The 25,190-nt window shown below is 39.6% G+C and carries 19 protein-coding genes and 4 pseudogenes; 8 read left to right on the top strand and 15 right to left on the bottom strand.

What is annotated here, in order from left to right; genetic code table 11:
- Positions 1-82: 82 nt before the first annotated feature.
- Positions 83-478 carry an IS200/IS605 family transposase gene (tnpA, locus tag AOB57_RS05005; protein ID WP_054297573.1) on the bottom strand — a complete coding sequence of 132 codons (396 nt, stop codon included), beginning with the start codon at positions 476-478 and terminating at the stop codon, positions 83-85.
- A 45-nt stretch (positions 479-523) separates the two neighbouring features.
- Here tnpA and tnpB point away from each other — a divergent pair, with 45 nt between their 5' ends.
- The gene (gene tnpB / locus AOB57_RS05000; RefSeq protein WP_054297574.1) at positions 524-1,636 is read left to right on the top strand and encodes an IS200/IS605 family element RNA-guided endonuclease TnpB; all 1,113 of its coding nucleotides are present in this window, start codon (positions 524-526) and stop codon (positions 1,634-1,636) included.
- 112 nt (positions 1,637-1,748) lie between these two features.
- Here tnpB and AOB57_RS04995 read toward each other — a convergent pair.
- From AOB57_RS04995 to AOB57_RS04975, 5 genes and pseudogenes are all read right to left on the bottom strand, one after another.
- Positions 1,749-2,180: pseudogene (locus tag AOB57_RS04995) on the bottom strand (beta-ribofuranosylaminobenzene 5'-phosphate synthase family protein); the annotation flags it as partial.
- Positions 2,181-2,214: 34 nt separating this feature from the next.
- Complete coding sequence (locus AOB57_RS04990) at positions 2,215-3,093, bottom strand: DUF2953 domain-containing protein (protein WP_054298400.1); 879 nt, start codon at positions 3,091-3,093, stop codon at positions 2,215-2,217.
- A gap of 108 nt (positions 3,094-3,201) precedes the next feature.
- A complete protein-coding gene (locus AOB57_RS04985; protein ID WP_054298399.1) occupies positions 3,202-3,708 on the bottom strand; it encodes a GerW family sporulation protein in 507 nt (168 codons plus the stop codon).
- Between the two features lie 436 nt (positions 3,709-4,144).
- Entirely contained in the window at positions 4,145-6,469 is a 2,325-nt protein-coding gene (locus AOB57_RS04980) for an ATP-dependent DNA helicase (RefSeq protein WP_054298398.1), read from the bottom strand.
- 130 nt (positions 6,470-6,599) lie between these two features.
- Positions 6,600-6,835, bottom strand: a pseudogene (locus AOB57_RS04975) (winged helix-turn-helix transcriptional regulator).
- 309 nt (positions 6,836-7,144) lie between these two features.
- Between AOB57_RS04975 and AOB57_RS04970 the strand changes: the two are divergent.
- Complete coding sequence (locus AOB57_RS04970; protein ID WP_226999649.1) at positions 7,145-7,711, top strand: flavodoxin family protein; 567 nt, start codon at positions 7,145-7,147, stop codon at positions 7,709-7,711.
- 123 nt (positions 7,712-7,834) lie between these two features.
- Positions 7,835-8,410, top strand: coding sequence for a flavodoxin family protein (locus AOB57_RS04965; protein ID WP_054298397.1), 576 nt, complete (start codon positions 7,835-7,837; stop codon positions 8,408-8,410).
- A gap of 23 nt (positions 8,411-8,433) precedes the next feature.
- Here the strand turns inward: AOB57_RS04965 and fdhD are convergent, their stop codons facing one another.
- From fdhD to AOB57_RS04945, 4 genes are all read right to left on the bottom strand, one after another.
- Positions 8,434-9,180, bottom strand: a complete 747-nt coding sequence (gene fdhD, locus AOB57_RS04960; protein WP_054298396.1) for a formate dehydrogenase accessory sulfurtransferase FdhD — start codon at positions 9,178-9,180, stop codon at positions 8,434-8,436.
- Positions 9,181-9,264: 84 nt separating this feature from the next.
- Positions 9,265-10,806 carry a hypothetical protein gene (locus AOB57_RS04955; protein WP_054298395.1) on the bottom strand — a complete coding sequence of 514 codons (1,542 nt, stop codon included), beginning with the start codon at positions 10,804-10,806 and terminating at the stop codon, positions 9,265-9,267.
- A gap of 67 nt (positions 10,807-10,873) precedes the next feature.
- Entirely contained in the window at positions 10,874-11,875 is a 1,002-nt protein-coding gene (locus AOB57_RS04950) for a hypothetical protein (protein ID WP_226999648.1), read from the bottom strand.
- A 40-nt stretch (positions 11,876-11,915) separates the two neighbouring features.
- On the bottom strand, positions 11,916-12,884 hold the full coding sequence (locus AOB57_RS04945) for a type IV pilin N-terminal domain-containing protein (protein WP_054298394.1): 969 nt from the start codon (positions 12,882-12,884) through the stop codon (positions 11,916-11,918).
- Between the two features lie 294 nt (positions 12,885-13,178).
- Here AOB57_RS04945 and AOB57_RS04940 point away from each other — a divergent pair, with 294 nt between their 5' ends.
- The 3 genes and pseudogenes from AOB57_RS04940 to AOB57_RS04930 form a co-directional block, all read left to right on the top strand.
- Positions 13,179-13,679, top strand: coding sequence for a type IV pilin (locus AOB57_RS04940; RefSeq protein WP_054298393.1), 501 nt, complete (start codon positions 13,179-13,181; stop codon positions 13,677-13,679).
- A gap of 335 nt (positions 13,680-14,014) precedes the next feature.
- The gene (locus AOB57_RS04935) at positions 14,015-14,509 is read left to right on the top strand and encodes a type IV pilin (RefSeq protein ID WP_226999647.1); all 495 of its coding nucleotides are present in this window, start codon (positions 14,015-14,017) and stop codon (positions 14,507-14,509) included.
- A 323-nt stretch (positions 14,510-14,832) separates the two neighbouring features.
- A pseudogene (locus AOB57_RS04930) lies at positions 14,833-14,946 on the top strand (IS5/IS1182 family transposase); the annotation flags it as partial.
- 45 nt (positions 14,947-14,991) lie between these two features.
- Here AOB57_RS04930 and AOB57_RS15120 read toward each other — a convergent pair.
- The 4 genes and pseudogenes from AOB57_RS15120 to AOB57_RS04905 form a co-directional block, all read right to left on the bottom strand.
- Positions 14,992-17,840, bottom strand: a pseudogene (locus AOB57_RS15120) (PAS domain S-box protein).
- A 337-nt stretch (positions 17,841-18,177) separates the two neighbouring features.
- A complete protein-coding gene (locus AOB57_RS04915) occupies positions 18,178-18,678 on the bottom strand; it encodes an inorganic diphosphatase (protein WP_054298389.1) in 501 nt (166 codons plus the stop codon).
- 356 nt (positions 18,679-19,034) lie between these two features.
- Positions 19,035-19,622 (bottom strand): pentapeptide repeat-containing protein, encoded by a 588-nt coding sequence (locus AOB57_RS04910; protein ID WP_054298388.1) that lies wholly within the window; start codon positions 19,620-19,622, stop codon positions 19,035-19,037.
- Positions 19,623-19,795: 173 nt separating this feature from the next.
- Positions 19,796-20,890: a NosD domain-containing protein gene (locus tag AOB57_RS04905; protein WP_054298387.1), complete on the bottom strand. Its 1,095-nt coding sequence runs from the start codon at positions 20,888-20,890 to the stop codon at positions 19,796-19,798.
- Between the two features lie 643 nt (positions 20,891-21,533).
- Here AOB57_RS04905 and AOB57_RS04900 point away from each other — a divergent pair.
- Positions 21,534-21,941, top strand: a complete 408-nt coding sequence (locus AOB57_RS04900) for a DUF1699 family protein (protein WP_054298386.1) — start codon at positions 21,534-21,536, stop codon at positions 21,939-21,941.
- Positions 21,942-22,106: 165 nt separating this feature from the next.
- Here the strand turns inward: AOB57_RS04900 and AOB57_RS04895 are convergent, their stop codons facing one another.
- Positions 22,107-23,297, bottom strand: a complete 1,191-nt coding sequence (locus AOB57_RS04895) for an AAA family ATPase (RefSeq protein WP_054298385.1) — start codon at positions 23,295-23,297, stop codon at positions 22,107-22,109.
- A gap of 315 nt (positions 23,298-23,612) precedes the next feature.
- Between AOB57_RS04895 and AOB57_RS04890 the strand changes: the two genes are divergently transcribed.
- Complete coding sequence (locus AOB57_RS04890) at positions 23,613-25,154, top strand: FAD-dependent oxidoreductase (RefSeq protein WP_054298401.1); 1,542 nt, start codon at positions 23,613-23,615, stop codon at positions 25,152-25,154.
- Positions 25,155-25,190 lie beyond the last annotated feature (36 nt).

Below are 25,190 nucleotides of genomic sequence, written 5' to 3'. Positions count from 1 at the left end.
GGCTGCAGAAGGGGAAAATGCACATTTATAGGAAGAAGCGTAAAACCACTAGGTCTTTAGCCTAGTGGATGTAAGCGTCAACTTAACCTTGGTTCCTGATGTATGCCTCAGCTATTTCCTTACTAACATTTCCTATAGTTGAGGCAAAATACCCATCACTCCACAAAGTCTTTTCTCCCCAATAATATCTTTTAAGATAGTTGCCTTGACTTTTCCATAACCTATTTGTAGTCTCTTGTTTCAGTTTTCTAACTATAGATACAACTGAAACTTTAGGCTCACTCTTAATTAACATGTGGATATGATCTTTGTCAGTTTCCATTTCCAGTATTTCAAAGTCAGACTCTTTTTCAATATCGTGAATAGTCTGTTTAAGTTCTGCGTTAAGTGGTTCTAATATCTTTTTCCTGTACTTGCAAACAAAAATAACATGGTACATAAGCAAAAACTTACTGTGATTCTTGTGCTCATACTCCATATTTACCAAAAACTATATATGTTGGTAAAGCATATAATACCATGTATGATGAAAGCGTTCAAGTTTAGACTATATCCGACAGAAGCCCAAGCTGGTAAACTTAATCAGCACATAGGTAGCTGCCGCTTTGTCTATAACTGGGCACTCAGTCAGAAAATTAAAACATATGAACAAACTGGAAAGTCTATTTCTAGGTTTGACTTAAACAAATTAATTCCAGCTTTAAAAACCTCTAATGAATGGTTAGGTGAGGTAAACTCTCAATCATTACAGGGAATGACTAAACAAGTAGAGTCCGCTTTCACTAGATTCTTTAGAGAAAAGAACGGATTCCCTAAATTTAAGTCTAAAAAGAATCCTATACAGTCTTTCCCAGTACCTCAGCACTATAGTGTTGATTTTGAAAACAACACTGTTAAGCTTCCTAAAATTGGAGAGATTAAAGCAGTTCTGCACAGACACTTTGAAGGTGAGTTGAAAACAGCAACCGTTTCAAAGACTTGTAAAGGAGATTACTACATTAGTATCCTTGTTGAAGATGGAAAAGAACTTCCAGTAAAGGAAACTTTCACAGAATCAACAACAGTAGGAATTGATGTAGGTATCAAAGACTTTGCTGTCCTTTCAACAGGAGAAACGGTTGAGAATCCAAAGTACTTGAAAAACTCTCTTAAAAGGCTCAAAGTATTACAGAAAAGAGTATCAAGGAAACAGAAAGGCTCTAAGAACAGAGCAAAAGCTAAACGAAGACTTGCTGTACTCTATGACAAAATAACAAATCAGAGAAATGACTTCCAGAACAAACTCTCTTTTAGACTTGTTAGCGAAAACCAAGCTGTAGCTCTGGAAACTCTAAATGTTAAAGGCATGGTTAAGAATCATCATTTAGCACAGGCTATAAGTGATTCTGCATGGAGTAGTTTTGTAACAAAGTTGGAATATAAGGCTCAATGGTTTGGGAAAACTGTTCTGAGAATAGGACAATTTGAACCCTCTTCTAAGCTCTGTAGTGTGTGTGGATACCACAATAAAGAGCTTCAATTGAAAGATAGAGAATGGACTTGCCCAGATTGTAAAACAAAGCATGATAGGGACATTAACGCCGCTATCAACATTAAGAAATTCGCTCTCATAGATCAAAACCTAATAGGGGTTTGAAACCTATTCAACACCTGCGGAACGCGGGGAAGAGCCTGTTGACTTGCTTTCAGTAGAAAGGGGAATGAAACAGGAAGCCACTGAGTCTTTAGCTCAGTGGTAGTTCACCTTTGAATTTGTGCCCCCCATCCAGAATAAAACCGCCGTTCTCAAAAGCTGCGACTCCGATTCCGGAAGTACCGCCCCTACCTACCGCAACTGCAAGTTCCCGGACGCTTTTCCCGAGTCCATATATTCTGTTTGCGGCTGCTGCTGCTGATAGTGCGGCCTGAGTCCCTGAACCGAGCCCTACATGATCGGGAAAGCTATCATCAATTTGGATCCTTATTCCTTTTCCTGCCGGGAGAAGAGCCTGTGCGGCTTTTCGCATTCTGCCTGCGAGAAGAGGATCACCTATGACTTCGATAGTATCAGCTTCAACTGCAGAGATTTCCAGGCCAGGAGATTCCAGGGTAATTCCTGCTCCCCCATCAACCCTGCCTATCTCTGCATTGAGGTCTATTAGGGTAAGATGTAGTCTGGCCGGAGACACTACTCTAATCATGTTTATCTGTATCCTCATTACCTATTCTTAAAGCTTAGGAGTTGGACTTCCATCTCCCCCAAACTTTTTCCTTAATAATCAAATAGGTAAAAGATAAAGTTTTCCGGTTTAGCATAAATCTTAGCATTGGGAAAATCAGAGAATATATTCTTACACGAATCTCTATACTCCCCCGAAAATCCATTATCGGATTCATAAACACAGGATTAATAGAAAAACTGCAGTGCCTGCATCGGTTGTAGACCAATCCCGCAATAGAATGTATGAATCCACAAAGTATGCCCGTGTCTGCCGGATCGTCAAGACCAAAAGCCATGTAAGAATCCAGACGCTTAATTTTTATCCCTTTAAACAAATCGAAAAATAAACGAAGCATAGGTTTTTTCAAGGATTTATACGCTTCAAAGCCCCAATGAAGTTTTTCCCTGGTGGTCATTCCCGTTTGTGGGGCTTTCTCCTCTTCAGGCTCATTTTTTCCCCTTATCCTTGCAATTATACCTCTTTTACATTTATCCTCGCGTATTTTCTCCTTTTTATCTTCATATACTTCTACTCTTTCCTCTTTCAGCCTTTTTTCTTCAGTCTCCCTTCTTTCCCCTGTCTCAACCTTATCCTTTGTTTCTGTAACGGCTCGCACTCTTTCAGGTTCCTGTGGACCAGCTTCCCCTTGTTCCCCTGTTATTATTGCACCCTCTATCGGTATTTCGGGCTCTTCAAGAGGGCTCTCTCTTTCTCCAGGTTCCTCAACTGAGAAAGTATGGGAAAAGAGCAGCCATTTTACAGTAAATATGCCTCTGAGTTCTTTCTTCTCTTCCAGACTGAGAACATTAAGCTTGAAGGTGAAACCTATTGCTGTAATAAGTATGAATAAAATCAATAGGAGAACAAACAGGAGAATATAGATTGCCAGCATACTAAACAGGTTAGGGAGAAAGGGATAGCCCTGACTATCCCGAAGCCCGGATTTTTAAAATTCCAATCCCTGGAAAAATTCCCTTAAAAGGTTTTAAATTCCAGAAATTCAGTGAACGCATCCCTCTTCAATCTTAATCTCTGTTTCCTCTACGGTCTCCTTTTTCGGAACTTCTTTCTCCGGAACTTTTTTTTCCAAAATCTCTTTTTCCGAAACTTCCCTTTCTTTAAATATTGTTTCCTCAGCCTTTTCTTCTTTTTTCTTGCCTCTCATGCCTTTAAGCTTGTCCATAATTTCAGGCACAAGGTCAGGAATCGAACTAATAAGCGACCCAGCATCACCTCTTTCCGAGATTCGGAAGATTCTAGCTTCTTCTTCGGAAAGCATAATGAACGCTACAGGCTCAATCTTCGCGCCTGCCCCCCCGCCTCCACCGTATCCGGATTCAGAGTCTCTCTTCCCCTCTCCTCCGCCTGCTCCGAAACCCATACTAATTTTTGAAATCGGAATAATTGTTTTCCCGGCAGCAGTAATAGGGTCTCCTACTACGGTTTTGGTAGTCGCGATTTTCTCAAGTTCGCTTGCAATTTCTCTAATAGTGTCTTCTACACCCAACTTTCCATCCCCTTTTTTTGTATATTGTTTCGTCTATAAGGATAATAAAGATTTTCCATAATTTTTTGTTTTTAATCTAATTTAATCAAAATTCTTAGAAATTATATTCGGATTTAATGTTAATAAAATAATCTACGTCCACTAATTTAAAGCTGCTTTCAATTTCAGAAAAGAAGTTTATTGTTTTTAAGAGCAATTTTTTACATTATTTATAAGATAATTTGTATTTTGACTAAAAGCAGGTATTCTGTTTAGTTCTGCTGATCTTAATTTACCTACTCCGAGATGTTAACTCAAACCGACTAGAGATAGCTTTGAAATAGGCTCATTAAATAAAAATATCAGTTTCCAGATAATTGGGTATACTTGAACAACTATAATGAGCAACTATTTTTACCAAAACCGCGTAATTTTAAATTTCTCTGCTCAAAAAGTTTCAAAGCTTCTCTGCAAGGCTTCCAAAATCCAGCCGACTTGAAGTCCGGGATTCCAGATCCTCTTTTTCGGGATTATCTAATGTTATATGGGCAAAAAAATCTTCCACGAGACTACCCACATCCCCTGGCGCGACATCAATGAATTCTTTCCTTTTTTCAGGCGGGAAATGATCAAAAACCGAAAATTTCCCAAGTTTACGTACCTGAGAGCCCTGATAGCGGGAATCGAGAAGAATCCTTACCCCATAATCTTCCGGAGAGCGTACCACTCTTCCCATTGCCTGTCTGACCTTCCTGATTGTCGGCACCTGGACTGCAAATTCCCAGCCTTCCCCACAACCAAAAACTGTGTCATAGGCAGACTCGACAGCTTTGATACGGTCGTTTAAAGCCGGATATCCCACTCCAACCACAATTACTGTCCTGCCTCTTGAATCCCTGAAATCAACACCTTCGCTTAGTGTTCCCCAGAGATAGGTTACAAGTAAGGCTTTTCCTCCCTGCTCCCCTATTCTAAAGAACTTTTCGCGGATTTCCTTAGCTGAAACCCCTGTCTCGTCAAGGAAAATGGGGATAGAAAGCTCAGGCTCCAGGAGTTTAGTATAACGGAGCGCTTCAGCATAGCTCTGAAAATAGATAATTACGTTTCCGGCTGATGCAACAGTAGCTGCAAGCAAAGCTTCTTTAAGGCTCTCAAGTGTTTCAGGACTGCCCCGGTTCTTTGCAAAAAGAGGAGGAACTGAAACCGCAAGTGTGAGCCTTCTTTCACTGGGAAAGGTAGTGCCGTAAGAAATTTCTTCCACTTCCCTTGAGATGCCGAGTGTAGATTTGATCATTTCAAAGGGCTGGAGTGTAGCCGACATGAGCACTGATGCATAAACGGAATCCAGCAAAGGCTGAGTTACGTTTTTAGGGATGCATGTGAAAAGCTCTATCCTGCCAGTTATCCTGTCACTTTTGAGATCCCTTCGCACGTTCAGGATAGGATAATAGTTCTGTCTGTCCGAAAGCACAAGATAAGAAGATAGAAAATCAGCAACATACCGTATCTGGGAACGTTTCGGGACGGAAAGCAGCCCTTTTTTGTAATTTTCAGCATATATTTCTTCCAGCCTTCCACCGAATTCACCAATTTCACGTAACCGAATAAGCACCTTTTCTTCATCCCCAAACCCTTCTTTTACTGCACTTCGCAAGAAGTGGGCTTTCAGGATGTCAAGACGTTCATAAGGGTCACTTATCTGAATGTCCTGCCAGTTCTTACCAAGCCTGTTTCTTTCCCCGAATTTCAATTTCGAGTCATATGTATCTCTGAGGGCGGTCAGAAAACAGGTAAACAGCTTTTTCGCATATAATCGAGCTGCATAGTCCTGATCAAGAGGAATGCCGATGCCTGAACCAGTTTCTGCCTTGAAAAAAGGAGAATTGTCATGCTCGGGAGTCTCACCTACTTCAGAAAGGGCTTTTTCAATAGTCAGTTCCGAGAGTGTTATTGAAGAATGGGAGCGAGCAGACGCTTCAATATTATGTGCCTCGTCAAAAATCAGGATAATATCCTCAGGGTCGCGTTCAAGCCATTTAAGTAGAGTCATAAAGATTTCGGCATTGAGCACATGATGGAAATTACAGATTAGAAGCTCGGTATTTTTAAGTTCCTTTTTAAGCAACTCATACCCGCACATATCGCGGTCTTCTGCATATTCAAGCACTTCTTCTGGACTTCTTACATCGGAAAAAAGCCAGGTGGAGAATTCGTTTCCTTCAAATCTCAGCACTTCATAAAGCTTCGGGCAGGAATTGTTCCTTAAAGCCTGAGCTTTTGTCCTTGCCTCTTCCAGTTCTTTTTCAAGCTCATTTCGCAAGGCATGAAGGGCAGGGTCTTTTGTTCGTTTGTGCTTCTCATAAGCGTCTTTTAGCTCTTTTTCCTTTGAAGAGACTTCCCTCTCAAGGTCAAGGAGATCATATGTATTTTCCCCTTTAAGCCTGCATTCTTCATAATCAAGGTTTTCAGGGCACATAGAAGTCTTGCCCTTAAAAACAATTGCTTTTATATCGTTAACTCGGGAGATCTCTCTTGCCTCATGTATAAACTGAACCATCTGCTGATGTACATTTGTGACTATAATAATGACTTTATCGAGTTTTTTCCCCACACTCAAAGAAGGAGCAAGTGCACTTAGGGTCTTGCCTGTCCCGCAAGCTCCTTCAAAGAGCACGATTTTCTTCCGCTGGATAGCCGAATGAATTCTCTCCATGGCTTCTGCCTGATTGGGGTAGCAGCTTTGTTTTGTAAAATATCGCATATATCCGTTCTTCTGCGTCATACATTTAACCTGGTATCTCTCGGATTTCCGATGTTTTCAGTATCTTTCCTCTCTGCCGACAGTTAAGAAATTGAACTTTGAAAATTTATAAACATTTTTGAAGGTATTATTAAATTTTTTTGTCAGGCAGTTACTGTTTATCCAGTGTACATTCTCTACCAAGATACTCATTTCCCCATTTACAAAGAGCATCCAACACTGGAAGTACGGTTTTGCCAAATTCAGTTAGAGAATATTCAACTCTGGGTGGGATTTCAGGATGAACCGTCCTGAGAATAAGCCCGTCCTCCTCAACTTCCCTGAGTTGTTTTGTAAGCATTTTGGGTGAAATACCTGCATACTTTGCTGAAACCCTGAAAAACGCAATTCTCCTGTCCTCAACTGCCAGAGGATAATGGGTTTCCATTTGCCTCCTATTGCTTCTAGGGTTGCTTCTACAGGACATTGGTAATTTTTGTTTTCTGTATCCTACTTTTACCTTATGCGCTCATAGTATCCACTTCGTTAATTAGTACTCGGATTGTATGTATAGTATATAAGTATAGTTGCTGTGAATTAGATATCGAATAAATATGTTTGATTAAAGAAAGAAGGAATCGGAATAAACTCAAAATTTATTCCGGTATAAATTCAAAGGAAGCGGAATTCAGATTAAGCGTTTTAAAAATAAGAGAGATGAAGAAAATGAAAGTCATAGGTATTGTAGGCAGTCCTCGAAAGAACGGAAACACAAATATTCTTATCCAGCAGGTCCTGGAAGGCGCAGCAGAAGCAGGTGCCGATATCCGGACATTTATTCTCAACGAGATGAACTACAAAGGTTGCCAGGCCTGCGACTATTGCAAAAGCCATGATAAGTGCAAGCTTGAAGACGATCTTACAGGGCTGTTCGAGGAAATGAAAACAGCTGATGGCATTGTCTTTGGGGCTCCGATTTATTTTGGCCAGTTTTCAGGTCAGATGAGGCTCTTCCTTGACCGCTGTTATTCCCTTATAAATGCTGACTTTTCTCCCCGCCTCCCTGCCGGGAAAAAGGCCGTAATTATAGGAACTCAGGGAGCTCCTGATCCGGCAGCTTTTCAAGGGGTCTATGAGGAGTTCAAAGGGCAGATTTCCAATTTCATGCGCATGGACGTAAAAGATACGCTTGTAGGGGTTGGCTATCACGCCCCGGGAGAAGTAAAAAATAATATAGAGCTTATGGAAAAAGCGAAAAATACAGGCTTGAATCTGTTCAGGTAAAGAGGAGTAGAGAGGGAAATCCGAAAAGAAATCCTGAAAAGTAATTTACGGATTTCTACATACATTTTTTTCTGCAAAAATGAGTGGGAAGAGATAAAGGCAGTACATCGGAGGAACGAAAAAATGAAAGTTGTCGCATTTAATGGAAGCCCGAGAAAGGAAGGGAATACGGCTGCTCTTATAAAGTACGTACTTGCAGAACTTGAAAGAGAAGGGATAGAGACCGAAATCGTACAGGTTGGAGGAAAGACTATTCATGGTTGTATCGCCTGTACGAAATGTTTTGAAAACGCAGACAATAGATGTATAATTGACAATGATATAGTCAACGAATGCATTGAGAAAATGCTCGAAGCTGACGGGATAATTCTGGCTTCGCCCACCTATTTTGCAGACCTGACTCCTGAACTTAAAGCCCTTATTGACAGAGCAGGTTTCGTTGCTAAAGCTAACAGCGAAATGTTCAGGCGTAAAGTAGGAGCAGCAGTCGTTGCAGTACGAAGGGCAGGATCGATCCACGTTTTTGATTCCATCAACCATTTCTTTACAATTTCCCAAATGATAATCCCTGGATCAAGCTATTGGAATATGGGGATGGGGCTTGCCGAAGGGGACGTCGAAAAAGATGAAGAAGGCATTCGAACTATGCAAATTTTAGGTCAGAACATGGCGTGGCTTTTAAAGAAACTCAATGTGTGATCACAGCCTTTTTTTGAAAAAGGTTAGAGTTTGACCCGCCATTCGCTGGAAAAGATAAGTATTGATTCTTTTCTTAGCTGACCTACAAGGCATATGTTTGTTTTTTTTGCGGCTTCGACGCCTGAGTCGAAGGGCATGGCTTTGGTTGCGATAAGGGGAATTCCTGCCCTTGCGGCTTTTGTGACCATATAAGCAGGTTGCCTGCCAGTGGAAAGTAGATAATGCTGCGAAAGGTCGAAGCCCCTGAGAAAGGCGGCTCCTACTGCTTTATCCAGGGCATTGTGCCTTCCGACATCGACGATCTGAACTGCGAGTTTCCCTTTCCTATCTATCAGGGCTGCCAGATGGGTCCCTCTAGTAAGTCTATAGGTATCGGATTCAAGGTGCTCTGTGCCTGCAAAAATAGCTTCCGGGTCAAAGACAGAGTCCGATTCGACAATGGTTTCTTTGTTAACCTGTACTTCTTTTCTGGCTTCTCCGGCTGCTTCGGTGCTGGGGGTCTGTTTTTCCTTCCGGGTAAGGATACGAACCTCGCCTCCTTCTACCTCAATATTTTCAATTTCCCTGAAACTGAGAATTCCTTCTGTAATCAGGTGACCGACTGCAAGCTCTTTCAGTTCGAGTGGGGAGGCAAAAAGAGTTGTAAAAAGATTACTGTTAAGAATGATCTTAACCGGGCATTCCCTGGCAAGTAGCACTTCCAAATTTTCAACCCTGCCGTCGGAATGAACTCTTTTTGCAGGGTAAAAAATTGTGTATTTTTCAGGCATGTTTATCTATCTTTCCAGCTTATCCGGGTTTTCGATGCAAACGGTTATGGGACTTATATGCCTTATATACCTTTTTCTTTTCCATCAGTTAGGGCGGACTGCAAGATAATCGATGTTTATATACTTTTTCCCCTCACCTTTCTTGTCAATGTTTAAATAAAATTTTAGATCTGATGGGTCATTTATTGATGCTGCAGAGATATCTTGTTTATATAAATACCAATTGTTCCCAGTGCCTTTCTGTAACGTTTTATCAAGTTTATTGCCCGCAAAAGTCATGTAAGGATCACTATTAAGATTACACTGGTACACCATTAAGATTGTAACTGAATTGGGTTGAGATTCAAACTCTGTAAAACTATTAAACCCAAATGTCGATTCTAGCTGATTATTTAAATTATGTTCAAATGCATTATTGCTTGAGTAATCACTTAACTTTCCTGATTTTTGTGTTAAAAAGTTACTTTTTGAATCATAGTCCTTCAGCTTAGATAGATCTACATTGGTACCAGAAACGGTTTCAAAACAATACCACTGGTTTAACTTCATTGTATTTTCATTTTCTGATGTATCCTCCTCACTTTCAGATGTATCATCACCTTCGCCAGACTCTTGAGAACCGAAATCTTCACTGCTCAAGCTGCTTCCACCAACTCTCAGAGCTGCCTCGATAACAGATTCATTTATACAGAGTCTATCGAGATTTTTGTCATCGGTGTGTATAAATTTAAAATATACACAATCGGGGTCTCGTTTTTCAATTTCATAGTCCGTGTCATACTTAAGTCCTGCGTTTTTTGCAGTTTCGTTGAGATAAGAGATCCAGGCATCGGGATATTTTGTGGCAATTGTCAAATTAAAGGCTTTGAGATTCGTGTTTTCATTTTCACTGCTATCGTATACTTGGTTGCTACTCAGTCCTGTTAATTCAAGGGGAGTAATGGTATTTGAGGAAACAGAATCGGCTTTACCTGAAAGCTGAACTGCACGAATATTGACGGTATAACTATTACTATTACTATTACTGCCATCTATTGTTTCATTTTCTATGGTGAATATCGGCGGCTGTCTCATTACAGAACTTGCACCATCTGAAAGAATCAGGGCTCCGTTTTCATACCTGAAAAACTGGTCAGGATACTGCTTATTCTGCAAGTAGCAGGTAATTCCACCGCAGCTGAAATTGTAAAATTTCATTACCTCATTAGTGGAATTATACAGGGTTATGATCATTACACACCTTTCTTTATTTACCTCAAGTTTGCCATCTGACCTCGAAGGCTCGAAAACAGGGATATCTCCTTTCCCCATACGGAAAGGCACAGTTATTGAGAAATCGTTTGCAGGATAGCTGCTTGACTCCATAAGCCTGGAAAGCATATCGATCCTTATTTTTAATTCCTGAAAGTCATTCCAAATCTCATACATATGATCCTGCTCTGCTGCACATTTCCATTCAGGAACATATTCAAGCCTGACTATTGAAACCATTGTAAATACGAGCCCTAAAAGCAGTACTGCCAGGATAATTGTTGCAGCAGCTGACTCAGATTTTAAAAAGCGGGAGAACATCCCCTGATTGGTTTCTCTGGTCTCTTTTCCTATAAAGGAGGCATTCGGAATCATTATCGAACCTTTTTATCTGATTTACTACTCTATCCTTAGATTTCCCCTGTCTTCTCATTTATCCATTTTAACTCAAGCCAATCCCAGGTTCTGCTTTAATTACAGTTTCACTCAGGCACACCCTGTTCAAGCGCGTTGAGCTTGATTCTGAAGGGAAGGAAGGGAAGGTCAAGCTTACGAAATTCTCTCCATTTTTTTCAGATAGTGTTAGGTCATAATCCTCTGATTCTATATCTGCATCCTCGAGCAAACCTTTAAAATATTGTTCCCAGGCTTCGGGATGAGTTGTGCTGATAGTCAGTACGAATTGGTTTACATCTCCAACCTTATCGCTGTCGTAGAGGGATCTGTAATCGAGACCTGTAAGGCGTAGAGAACATTCCTTGTTTGAGGAAATTACCTGGGGAGGGACGTAAGGCTTCTGAAATATTCTTATAGCATTTATTGAAACATCATACTCGTTGGTTGGGGTTCTCGAAAATCGTATAGAAGGGTAGAGCGTCATAACTGACTGCTTTCCCTGATCAAGGATCAAGGCTCCACATTCATAACTGAAATTCTGATTAACGTAATATCTGTTTTGAGAATTGTAAGTGATGGTGCCGAAATTAAGAGATTTGACATATGCTTCAGTGCCTGAAGGTTCTTTTACTACTATACCCATTGTGCAGCTGTCTTTGTTTATAGCAAGACTTCCGCTCGATTTTATGGAGCCTACAAATGGGATCTCTCCCCCGCCCATATGGATAGGTACAGTCATAATAGGCTGAAGAGCAGAGGAGCCCGGATTCGAAGAACTAATATATGAGGAATCTGGATTTGAAGCCAGGACAACTGTCATCATATCGATTTTCGATTTGAGGTCTGCCATGTCCTCGTATACATCGTTCATATGAGAGTACTCAGCATCATTTTTCCACTCCGGGACGTATCCTATCCGTATAATGGCGAATACCGAAAATATAATCCCCAGAAGTAATACTACCCCAATAACAGTTGATGTTGCAGTTTCCGAATGGAAAAAAGGCTTTTTTTCGGGCTTTTCCTTACTTTGATTTTTTTTCTTCACCTTTTGTCCCCCTTGCTTCAGCATCCAGGCCTGTAATGAGTTACTCTATATGGATTCCTACGAAATCAACCGAGAACTCTTTTCCACTTTCTTCATTTTCAAAAACTGAAAACCTGATCATAAGTTCCTCAAGTTCGTCGGTATTTTTTATGTAGTTTACATTATTAGTTGGATCATAGAGAGTATAAATCTCGTTCTCTGCTTTGCAAGCCTCAAAATCATCATGTTCTTTCAGGTTACCTTCTTTTCTGGAATCTATTTGTTGCCAGTTATATCCGTCAGTAGATATTTCCAGTTTTAGCTCATCAAAACTGTCATCACCTGTCTGGTAAATTATTTTTAACTGAATTTTTGAAAAGCCTGAAATACCCATCTCATCAGCATCTAGCCCAAATGAATAGGTATGAAAAGTCTGTCCTGAGTTTGCAACCGTAGTTATAGAAAGTCCATCATTAATTTCGCTAACAAGCTCCATGGATGACCAGCCTGAAGTACTGTCATAAACACTTCCGTATGGGTAAGGAGTTATCCAGTCTGGGAGTTTTCCCGGACCTCGCTGGAGCACTGTTCGCTGGATCACCTGCTGGGAGGGCGTGTGCACAAGAAGCATATCTATATCGATCCCGCTCTTGATGTTCTCATCACTAATCACTATGCAGTCCCCGAGAATGAAAACGTCATCGAGTTCATTTCCCTCTGGATCTTTAAAGTCGGACTTGCTGAATTCATACTGCTGCCTGTCAGCAGCCACGATTATCTTGATATCATCAAGATCAATAGCTTCCCCTCCGCTGTGTGTGATGTATAGTTTATTGTTACCTGTATCGATTTCCTCGAGCAGATCCGTTCTTGGCGTATGTGGGGGGTCTACAGCTCCCCCGTCTGAAAAAACAGTCAGGGCTATTGTGGAAAAGGATAGAACGATTATACCTATCATAAACAGCTGCCCATACACTTCTGAAACTGCCTGACAGTCCTTGCCAATTGCCCTGCATTTTTTACCCTCCACTATGAGATCACCTTCTAAATTCGAGACTAACTTTCAAAAATGTTTCTAATAGAATATTAACCTGACTGTAAGAAAATTTTCAATGTAATTCAAGTGCAAATAAACTTTTTGATTGAAAGAGGGGTTAGTTGACAGAAATTACCTTTCAGTACCTAACGAGAAAATTTATATAGATAGTGTGAAATAAGAATACTTGAAGTTAAAAATTTAAAAAAAGTTCAATTACATTTCAGGTTTTAAAAGTATCCGGCAGGTTTTCCTGTCCGAATAATTTTAACCAGGAGGGAGAAACATATGGATTTCAAGAAATTGTTTATGAATAACAAAGCAGTTTCCCCGGTTATCGGTGTCGTCCTGATGGTTGCAATAACCGTCATCCTTGCCGCCGCAATAGGATCTTCAGTGTTTGGACAGGGAACTGCACAACCTGCACCGCAGGCGAATCTTAACATTCAAGCAGCTGGAATTAATACTGAACAAGACCCAAACCTAGCATCCATAAAAATAGAGCACCTTGGTGGAGATCCAATTAATTTTGATAAATCAAAAGTTGTGGCATCTGTTAATGGTGGGAACTCTCAAACGGTTGCAGCTGATGATCTTGGCACAATTAGTATCGGTGATATCAAGAAACTTAAACTGAGAGATGCTGATTCAAATAACAATCCAAAAGACCCGATTGTAGATAACTCTGGTGATTCTACTGCATCTGTGGCTTCTGGTGATATTATCAATATCAAAATTATTGATAAACAAACCAACCAGCTCATTTGTGATAAGGATGTAAGGTTCTAAAATTTAGGCACCTGACATGGTGTTTTTCTTCTTTCTTATATTCAGTTTTCTTTTTACTGGGTCTTTTCATTACTGATCTGTAAAATATAAAGGATTAAATCCCTTTTTGGAAATTGTTTCAATTTACGTCATTTGCTGAAAAAAGTTCACCATCAGGCAAGGACAACCTTCTAATAATCCAGAAAAAGTTATATAGAAATGAAGAATAAAGAAAATACACAGTTTAAAAAGTTGTATATAGTATGCTTATGCAGTTAAATTGTTAAAAGTATTCGGGCAGAAAAGCCTGCCGGATACTTTTAACCCGGAGGAAGTAACATATGGATTTCAAGAAATTGTTTATAAGTAACAAAGCAGTTTCCCCGGTTATCGGCGTCGTCCTGATGGTTGCAATAACCGTCATCCTCGCCGCCGCAATAGGATCTACAGTGTTTGGACAGGGTACTGCACGATCCGCACCGCAAGCAAATCTCGACATTCGAGCAGGTGATATCTACGTTGATGGTGGTAATGGGGCAGATACAGCAGCAAGTGTAAAAATCGAACACCTTGGTGGAGACTCGATTAATTTCAAAACCGACGGAACTACAAAAATTATGGTATCTGTTGATGGTAAAGACTCTAAAAAACTTGATTCCAGTACCATTAAGGCAGATCTTGGCGTTTTAAGTGTTGGTGATGTCAAAGACCTTAGATTAATTGAAGAGGATAATAATGCGGATGGTGAGGGACCTTATCTCAAGGAAGTTATACGCGGTAGCATTGTCAATATAAAAATTATTGATCTAAAAACTAATCAGCTTATTTGCGACAAGACTGTACGGTTCTAAGTAAGGAAACAAGCACCATAAAAAGTGCTTATTTTCTATTTCTTCTACTCAATCTATTTTAACTGGAATTTTCTCGCTGTCTCTTCAGCAAGTACTTTTACAGAACTACTTATACCTCTCTAAAGTTTAAAAGTAACTTTTTTAAAATCTATTTCTCACTTATACTAAGTCTGCTGAAAAAAAGAATCCAGCCAGATAATACTAAAAGTCATCTTATTAAAAAATTGATAGTTTGACGAGGAATTTATTAAATCAATGTAATGGAGTTCTCTTAAATCTACTATTTAATCAAGAACTATTTTTCCTTTTTTACTAATTAAACCAGATATATGAGGTGTTTTATCCAAAAGTACCGTTTTTTAGCTGTACTTTTATCAGAGATAACTGTAAACTACGGGATTAAGGAAAGAAAGGAATTACAAGCCTTTTCGGAATAAGGAGGTGAAGAGGGGACTAATAAATAATTTTAAAAATAGCACAATTTATTCTCTTTTTTCTGCTACCGTGAACCTTATGGTGAATTCAGTCCCATTATTCCTTTTTAGTTTAAGCTCACCATCTAACTGTTCTACAAGGGAGGTTACCAGCTGTATGCCAAGACTATCAAGGTCTTCAATATTAAGATTTTCAGGAATGCCAACTCCGTTGTCGGAAATAGTTAGAATAAAACTACTGCCTGTACTCTGGCAGCTTTCGCTTTCAGGTTCTATGGATTCTTCCCTGTGTAGCTTGATTCTAATCTCTCCTCTATCTCTGTCTATAAATGCATGTTTGAGGGAGTTGGAAACAAGCTCATTAATTATTATCCCCAGCGGGATTGCAGTATCCATATCAAATAAAATTTTCTCTTCCAGATCCATGTTTAAGCTTATGTCGGTATTCCCAAGCCTGTAGGTTTGAAAAAGAGTATCAGCGAGTTCTTGAATGTATGGAGAAAAGTTTAGTGTTTCAAATCCTCCACCTTTATACAACTCTTCATGAATAAGAGCCATAGATATAACTCTATCCTGGCTTTCTCTAAAGGCTTCGAGAACTTCGGAATCCTTAATATTTTCCCGGTTTTTAAACTGTTCAGCCTGAAGGTCGAGCAGAGAAGAAATTACCTGAAGATTATTCTTAATGCGGTGATGGATTTCTTTTTTACGGGCAGTTTCGATATTAGTAAGAGTTTCTTCAGCTTCTTTTCGCTTGGTGATGTCAGTTAACATGCTCATAGCACCTATATACTTGCTTTCCTTATCAAAAAGAGGTTTAGCACTCAGAAGTGCCCAGAGAGGGGTGCCATCTTTACGTATTAATTTCAATTCATAACTCTCAATTACTCCCTGCCTCCTTTTTTCCAGATTTCTTTTGATGACAGGTTTACATTCTTCGCTGATGAAACCCCATATTGGTTTGCCAATAAAATCTTGCAAAGTGTATCCGAGCATGTCTGTCATTTTCTCATTAGCGTAAATTATTATATTTTCGTTCCCAGTTATGACTATACCTTCGCTCGCTGTCTCTACGATATTTCGGTACTTTTCTTCGCTTTCTTTAAGTTTTTCTGCTGCAATCTTGCTTTCGGTTATATCTCTGGTAATGGTTGAAACAGCAGTCAGCTTTCCAGATAAATCAAAAATCGGGGAAAGAGTTATTGAAACATTTATTATCGTACCATCCTTTCTTAACCTTGAAGTCTCATAATTGTGGATATTTTCTCCCTGTTTAATCCTTTCATTTAATTTTTCGGTTTCTCCAGTTAATATGGATGGTTCCAGGATGGTTATGGCTTTCCCAAGTACTTCTTCTGGTGAGTACCCATAAACTTGCTCTGCTCCTTTATTCCAGCTTGTAATAACACCATCAAGAGACTTAGTTATTATAGCATCATTTGACGATTCCACAGCATTTGCCAGTATTTGAATTTTCTCCTCAGCTTTCCTATGTTCTGTTATATCCTGAGTTGTCCCTATAGCCCTGACAGGATTATTTTTCTCATCGAAAATAATTTCAAATTTTACATGGACTATGCGCTCTTTTCCATTAGCTAGAGTTATCCTTAAATTAATGTCAGAAGGTTTTCCTTTTAATGCCTCTTTAGCGGCATTATCTATTTGTTTTCGATCTTCTGGATGCACATAACTTAAGAAAATATCGTAATTCACTTTTAATTCTTGAGGCTTAAGTCCAAAAATACGATATGTTTCATCAGACCAATGGAATTCCTTGCTTGCAAAATCTAGTTCCCAACTTCCAAGATGAGCTATTTCTTGAGCTTCAGCAAGATTTTTTTCACTCTTTTTCAATGAATCATAAGCCATCTGAAGCTCTTCTGTACGTTCTTTAACTAATTTATCTAGATTCTCTAGAATGTTTTTCAGTTCAGATTCAACTTTTTTTGCTCTGTAATATCACTGGCAGTACCGAACCATTCAATAATTTCGCTATTTTCATCCAGAATGGGAACCGCACGTGAAATTATCCATCCTATGTTGCCATCGGCTAACCAAACTCGATGTTCAAGTTCGTAAATACTCTTCGCCCTGACAGCTTCGTTAATGACGGCAATTACATGCGACTGATCTTCTGGAGGGACGTATTCCTGAAGCCAGGTATGGCTTGGGCTCTCTGTATTTGCAAGAAGACCTTGACCATAGAGATAATGCATCTCACTCCAATCCGGGCTCATACGATACACCGCTTCCGAACTAGCCGTTATCAAAGCACGAAAGCGCTTCTCACTTACACTCTGTGCCTCCTCAGCCTGCTTGCGTTCCATGATACTTTTCTGGCAGAAACTCTCTATTATTTCCCATTTGCCTTCTCTTTTAATCAAAGCAAGCTGGTGATTTGAAACGACATCAAAACTGGTAGTAGCATTACATATGTCAAGGAAATAAGTGCAAAGGGCAATTATCGGGTATTTACCAGTGACAGATTCCAGTATTCCCTCTTGACCACAGAAATCGCTTCCACTATACCTCAAACCGTCATATCCGCTGGCAAGTGCCTTACTGATTTTTTCAATCAAATGGTTTAATGCTATCTGCGGGTCTAAAGCACCCTCTTCTACTTGCTTGCAAGTATATGGGATAATCTCTATTTGTCCTTTCTCTAGATAAGCATGAATATCTGGAATAGTCATTTTTAAAGCTTCTTTTGCCTTTTCTTCATCTAACTCAACTGGCAAAACCCACAAGCAAAATTCGTTATTTTCCAGTCCTGCCTTGAAGTAGGGAATAAGTATATCCGTTAAATCTTCTTTTGTCTGGTAGAATTGGCAGAAATGTATCCCCCATGGCACATTTCCAATAATATCAATGCCTGAAACTCTGTTATTGTTTTTCATAATATTCTCTTATCAGGTGAAAATCAAACTATTTTTTTCCAATATTATTTCTTTATCTAATATTTTATTCTACTCAACTTGAAATCGCTTTTGTAGGATTTATTTTTATAGTTTAGATATATAAGAGTCGGTTATGTGGATATAGTTCCAATAAATAATTGTTCCTCGTGTCTATCCCAAAAAGTTTTATTTTAATTTTGAGCGATTTATGTATTATTTTTAGCAGAGTATAATTCCATGCAGCATGCTTTTTATGCCGTTTCAGAGAGTATACTTTTTATGTCACCTAGTCATAAAAGCAAGATGATGACTTCTCAATCCCAATGATTTGATAATTTCATTGCTTTTTTTGTTCAATATAACGGGCTTTAGCTTCCTGGAGTATATCAACGGCTGTTTCGAGACCTTTCCAGCCGAAAACATTCACATGTTTGCCCTCTAATTTTTTGTAATTCTGGAAGAAGTGAGTAATCTCTTTAAATAGGTGAGGTGGAACCTGGTCAGTTGTTTCAATATAGTTCCACATAGGATCGTTCTTCGGAACGCAGAGGATTTTTTCGTCTCTTCCTTTATCGTCTTCCATATCAAACAGTGCTACGAGATGTACATCTATTACACAACCCGGAAAGGTAGGTTCCCAGGTTAAAACCATAGCGTCTAATGGGTCACCGTCAAGGGCCAGGGTATCTGGGAAAAAACCATAATCTGAAGGATATACCATTGATGAAGAAAGCATTCTGTCGTATTTAATTACTTTTTTTTCTTTATCGTACTCGTATTTGTTCCGGCTTCCTTTCGGGATTTCGATAAGTACACTTTCGACCTGTCGTTCAGTCATGCAAGCACTTCCTGATTATTGTTATTAAATATTGCTTCAAAATGTTTGTAATTATTAGTGCGCTCAAAGATTATGTGTCTTGATAAAGTCATAATATTAAAAGATGCCTTATGTGGATTAATTTTCTTTATATGAACGAATAAATAAAAGGGAAAAATACAAATTTAAAGTTATACTGGTAGCTATTTAAAAATGAAATAGAGTAATGCGTAAATTCTGTGTCTTCAATCACTTCTGCTTATAGGAGCATAAACACCGCACAGATATGGGAAAGGTTATCTTGAAATCACGTTGAATACTGTTTCTACAGAATATACAAAGCAAAAAGCCCCGGTAAAAGTTCTGTTAATTCCCTGTTATTCTTTATAATTAGGTCTTTCAAAAAGGGCAGGATATTTTTCTTTCAACGATATGAGTAGTTTTTCATCTAATTTTGCGTTATAAAGGGTTCTAACCTTCGAAAGTTGCTCAATTGACAGACCGTATGCCTCTTCAAGGATAGATGCTTTAAGGTTTGCTCCCTCAAGGCTAATGCCCTCAAGATTTGCCCCTCTAAAGTTAGCTCCTTCGAGACTCGTTCCTCTTAGGTTAACATTTTTAAGATTTGCCCCCTCAAGGTTAGCCTCTTTAAGATCCGCTCTCTCAAGGTTGGCTCCTTCAAGTTTACTCCCTTCAAGATGAGCTTTTTCAAGGTTAGCCGCTTCAAGCTGAACCCATCTGAGGTCAGCCCATATAAGATAAGCTTCCTCAAGGTTAGCCTCTTTAAGGTTCGCCTCAAAAAGGTCAGCCCCTTTAAGGTTAGCATTTGTAAGGTTAGCCTTCCTGAGGTCAGCCTCTATAAGGTTAGCTTTTTCGAGGTTAGCTCCTTGGAAGTTTGTTCCTCGAAGGTCAGCTCCCTTAAGATTAGCTCCTCGCAGATTTTTCTTTCCCGCAATACCCACCATGTACGATTAATCGGCTCTGAATTAAAATAAAAGTTACCATGCCATGAAAATGTTTTCCGTTCTTCAGGCTTCAGTTCTGAAAGTTGTAATGATTTCTATCTGAATCTATCGTGCCTGCTTTTTAGGCGTAATCTTTTACTCTCAGACTTGATCTTTTTTGTTTAAGGCACTGCTTACTTTACACTGATATAATTATAAGTGGTTTTAGTGTTACTGCCTTTTTTATTCTTAGCTTCTAAGCTAACGGTGTATTTTCCGGTTTTACCGTACTTATGCACAGGATTTTTGGCGGTTGAATAATTTCCGTCTCCAAAACTCCATTTCCATGAGGTGGGTAAGCCTGTACTTTTGTCAGTAAACTTAACCTTCAATGGGGCTTTCCCTGAGGTAGGAGATGCCGAAAAAGCAGCAACCGGGGATTTCAAAGATATAAGAGGGAGATAATCAATGGAATTGTGGGAATTGTCCAGTTTATATGGCTCATCTGCAAAACCATCTCCGTTCTTGTCGGAATGGGTCTGTGAAAAGCCCCTGCCTGATGGGGTTGCCCAGTAGTTGCCCCCCAGATACGGGCCACCTACAATGTTTTTCCCGGCCGTTTTCGTAGTGTTGAATATACATTCAATCCCTTCAGGAGCATTTATATTTACGGTATTATTAAAATTATTGTTTATAACAATACATGGGGCATCAATAAGATATAATCCATTATCACAGTTTGTAATACGATTTCCACTAACTGTCAGGGTTTCGAACATAAGATCAAAGGCATATATTCCTGTCTCGCAGTTGAAAATATCATTATTGAGAATGTATTCACCTCCACTATTCATATAAAATCCAATATCTGCACCTATACTAAAATTAGATATCCTGTTATTTTGAACTGTGCAGTAAAAAGCTCCATTGGTAGATTCGGTGCGGCTAAACGAAAAACAAATGCCTGAGTATTTACCCGGACCTCTTATATCAAAATTTTTTATTACAACATTACTTTCGTAAATATTAAAGGCATTATTCTTAGCTTTAATTATTGTTTTATGCGGACTGCTTGATATTAGAGTCAGATTTGCGGTTGAAATCTCTATATCTCCGTTATATGTTCCTGGCTTTACAATTATTGTATCGCCCGGTCGCGCGTTATTTACTGCTTTTTGAATCGAGTCTCCAGGCTCTACATAAATAATTGCAGCAGAAGCGCTGCCAGCAACAGCTCGAAGTGTAAAAAGCACTAGTACCACCAAGATAACTATTTTTGTTTTCTGCAAGACCAAAACCCCCGATAAATTTACTTAACACCATTAAAGTCCTTTAGTATTCTTGTTAACTGACCGCGAGAAGCTTAATTATCATCAAAAATTTAATTAACTATTTAATGACTGATTCTCCAGATAATATCTAATTATTCAGAATTTAATTAATTGTAAAGCAATTAATAATCAAAAACTCTCGTTTTTTTAACTTATTGATTTATTAATAAAGTTTTAGTACTCTGTTTTGAGAAGATGAGATCTTTGGGCAATTTAAGCCGTAAGAATGACCTTAATCTCCGGGACTTACATTATCATATAATTTTTACTTATATTTATATATATTGACTAACCCGTTATCATAACAGCTTAAGCTTTCATTTAATTAACAGCTTGATAGTAAATATCTGATAGGGCTGCGTTAACTGATCAAGCTACTTTTTATTTGATGATCTTATATTTTTGTACTCCAGGTAAACTCCTGAATTCCAATTGCTTTTCAGCTAACTCGTTCTCTTGATTAACTGGAGGAAATTAATGGACGCAAAAAGGCAGAAGACTGTATAAAAATTAATGGAACAGTAAGATAAATATTTATAGTCAGTGTAAATAGCTTATATGGATATAAAACGTAAAAAAGCTTTATAGTGGGGAAAAAACAATGAAAATTAGAGTTGTTAGCTCAAGAAACGAGATTTTTACACTGAATCCAAATGAAAGAATGGTGCATCTGGCTTTCAGACCTTCGAACAAGGACATTTTCGAACTGGTTGAAACCTGTCCGAAGATTGAGGCTATTCAGTTACCTAAATCTTACAAGGGCACAATTTCAAGATCTATAGAAATGTTCCTTGAAATGCAGAAAATCCAGCTTATTGAAGGTGATGTATGGGGGCACAGGAAGGATATTAACGAATACTACACCATTCCATCATCAGTTATTGAGAAAATAAAGGAAATGAGAATCGAAGGTAAATCCAATGAGGATATTGAAGCAAAGGTCTCAAGGGAGAGCAAAATCAACCGTGAAATGGTTGCCTATATCATGAACAAAGATGCTCCAGCCTGAATCCGCAAAATAAAATTGTCTTTAAACTCTTTACTTCCCTGGGTTAAAATTTAACTTATTTTTTTATTTCAGGGAATTTTTAAAGAATTTTTTTCTTTTTATCACTATATTTTACCTATTTTGTTGAAGTTATATTTAATCTTTAGATCTTAAATTCTTTGCCTGTTATACGCTTCTTTTGATTTCCTGGCTGTGAAAGCCTTCTCTGTCAAGAGTGACGATTCTAAGGGAACCTTCTTCTTCAGGGCACAAATTGAACGTTCTTCCGTTTTCAATGGGGAGATTTTCAGGATTCCTGTGCCCGTGAACCTGATAAATGTTTTCACCTGTGTTTCTGTTGAAACTCGAAGCAACTAGATAGGCATCTTCGGGTTCTCCCACGCCGTTAATCATCTGATCGGCTCCTATAAGAATCAGGTTTTCAGGAAGGTTACTCAGGCCTCCATGAGTTACGAGCACGCATTTGTTATGGAATTTATAGTAAGCAGATAACCTCAATTTCTTACATAAGATGGAAATATCGTTATTTATAATGCCTGCCTGCTTCATTTCTAGAATATTATGCACTCTATCCTCTAGCCCGGAGGTCTGGGTTTGTTCTCCGCCTCCTGCCAGGCTGCAAGAATATGCTTCCTGGTCTCCTTCGAGCAGGATAACGTTATTCCTGTCCATTATGGAGATAAGAAATTTAACAACCTCAGTGTTCTCAGAGATTTCAGCTCTGCTACCTGCGTAATCTCCTAGAAAAATATACAGGTCACTCTCATTTAGCCCGCATGCAAGGTACTCCTTAAGAGCCCTATAATTCCCGTTTATGTCCCCTATGTGATGGATTCTTCTATAATGGGAAAAGTCAGTAGCCTTATACAGGAATTTTTCATGAAATTCCTGTGGCTTTATTACTGTAACGAATGAAGGTACCTTTTGCCTGCTTATTGTGGAGTACATCTCATCAATTACAGTCTCAGGCACAATCTCATACTCAGGCCTTTTCCTGTTTCTCTCCTTTGCAATCTCAAGAGGAATGTCCGAGAAATCAATACAGATGGCTTTATACCTGTAGGTTTTGACAAGCTTCCTGTACTTTGCAATATCTGCATTTCCCGCATTCGTTGCGTCAAGGACTATGAAATCTCCTTCCTCCATATGGCTTTTTATAAGCGAGTAAATGAGCCCCCAGGCCCGGCGATTGATCTTTTGAGAAATAACTGGTCTTCCGGTGACAGACAAAACAGGAGGCTTAAGGAGCAGCCGGATACTGTCTGAAGAAATTGTATAAGGTTCAAGGTTATTTTCCCTGACAAAAGTTGATTTGCCGGAACCGGGCACTCCCCTCAAAAACACCATATACCTCATGTCATACCCCAATACTTCTTATAAACCTCAAATGGACAGATAGTTTTCATCTCTGTTTTAATTTCCGATATTCCAGCTTTATATTCGCGTTTTAGTTCTGTCTATTACAGTAATACCTGAGTTAATGTTACTATTAATTTTTAATATTTGATTAGATAATTCTATGGTATCCGTTTGAGAACTGATACAGGGGAGAACCGTGAGTAAAGGGGGTTTACAAAGCTTGAGCCAGTTTCTGGGGTTTGCTGCTTAGAGTGCACGACTATCAGAGAGCTCAGGTGCGCGGGTTCCCTCAAGATTTTTATGGTGGAAGATATGGCAGACAACAAGAAAACTGACTATATCCTGCCTGGAAGGGCAGAGTCTTACTGGCTGGCAACCACGCCTGAATCTAGCTATCCTCCTCTTTCCGGAGATATTCATATAGATGTGGCAATTCTGGGAGGCGGGATAGTGGGTATTACAACTGCTTTCCTTCTAAAGGAAGCAGGGGTATCGTCCGTGGCAGTGATCGAAGCGGATCGGATTCTCAAAGGGGTAACAGGCTATACAACAGCAAAAATTACATCCCAGCATGGCCTGATCTATGACAGCCTGATCTCAAAATTCGGAAAAGAACAGGCTCAGCAGTATGCAGACTCCAATCAGGCAGCCGTAGAGAAGATAGCTTCCATAGTAAGCTCAAAAGGCATAGCCTGTGATTTTGTCCGCATGCCGGCTTACGTTTATGCCAGTTCAGAAGAGTCGATTGTAAATATCCGGAACGAGGTAGATGCAGCTCAAAGCCTCGGGCTCCCGGCTTCGTTTGAATCTGACCTTCCGCTGCCTTTTAAAACGTACGGTGCAGTCCGTTTCGGCAATCAGGCTCAGTTCCATCCCAGAAAATATCTCTGTGCCCTGGCAAAGGAGATTGAAGGCGATGGCTGCCATATCTTTGAAAAGACGAAGGCATTGAAGCTCGAAGGAGATGGCCCTATAACTATAATAACGGATAAAGGGACCATCAAAGCAAACAAAGTTATCCAGGCGACACATTTTCCGATTCACGACAAGCCCGGGTTGTTTTTCCAGCGCCTGTATCAGTCCCGCTCATATGTCCTGGGGTTTCATATTGAAGAGCCTTTCCCGCGGGGAATGTTTATCAGTGCCGAAGAACCTATCAGATCCCTGCGTTCCCAACCTGCAGGGGAAGGCGAACTAATACTTGTATCAGGAGAAGGGCACAGGACTGGGGAGGGGAATGAAATCGACCACTATCAAAACCTCGAGAAATGGATAAGATCAATCTACCCAGTCAACTCCATCGATTATCACTGGTCAACTCAGGATGTCATAACTGTTGACCATGTTCCCTACATTGGCCAGATGACCTCTGATGACGAAAACATGTATATTGCAACAGGATTCCGGAAATGGGGTATGACCACAGGCACTGCTGCAGCGATGATTCTTACAGATATGATCCTCGGAAAATCTAACTCCTGGGAGGAGGTATATAATCCTTCACGATTCAAGCCTCTTGAATCGGCTAAAACCTTTTTCTCACAGGTTGCCGAAGCAACCAAAGGCCTTGTGGGAGAACGGATAGTTCCCACTCATGAGAAAGCCTCACAGATCTTGCCTGGAGAGGGTGCAATTGTAAAAATCGAAGGAGAAAGAGTTGCAGCATACAGGGACGAGGCAGGGGTGCTCCATACTCTTGACCCCTCCTGCAAACACATGGGATGCATTGTTTCCTGGAACAATGCGGAAAAAACCTGGGACTGCCCGTGTCATGGTTCCCGCTACAGCGCAACTGGAAAGGTAATCAAAAGTCCTGCAGTATATAGCCTTTCGGAAAAGAAGGTCAGGGAGTGAGATTCCATTATCTTTTCAGGACTGCATGATTGCACC

The organism is Methanosarcina flavescens (assembly GCF_001304615.2).
GTDB classification, from domain to species: Archaea; Halobacteriota; Methanosarcinia; order Methanosarcinales; family Methanosarcinaceae; genus Methanosarcina; species Methanosarcina flavescens.
Note: the sequence above shows the minus strand (reverse complement) of the source record. Positions and strands in the feature narration are given on the sequence as shown.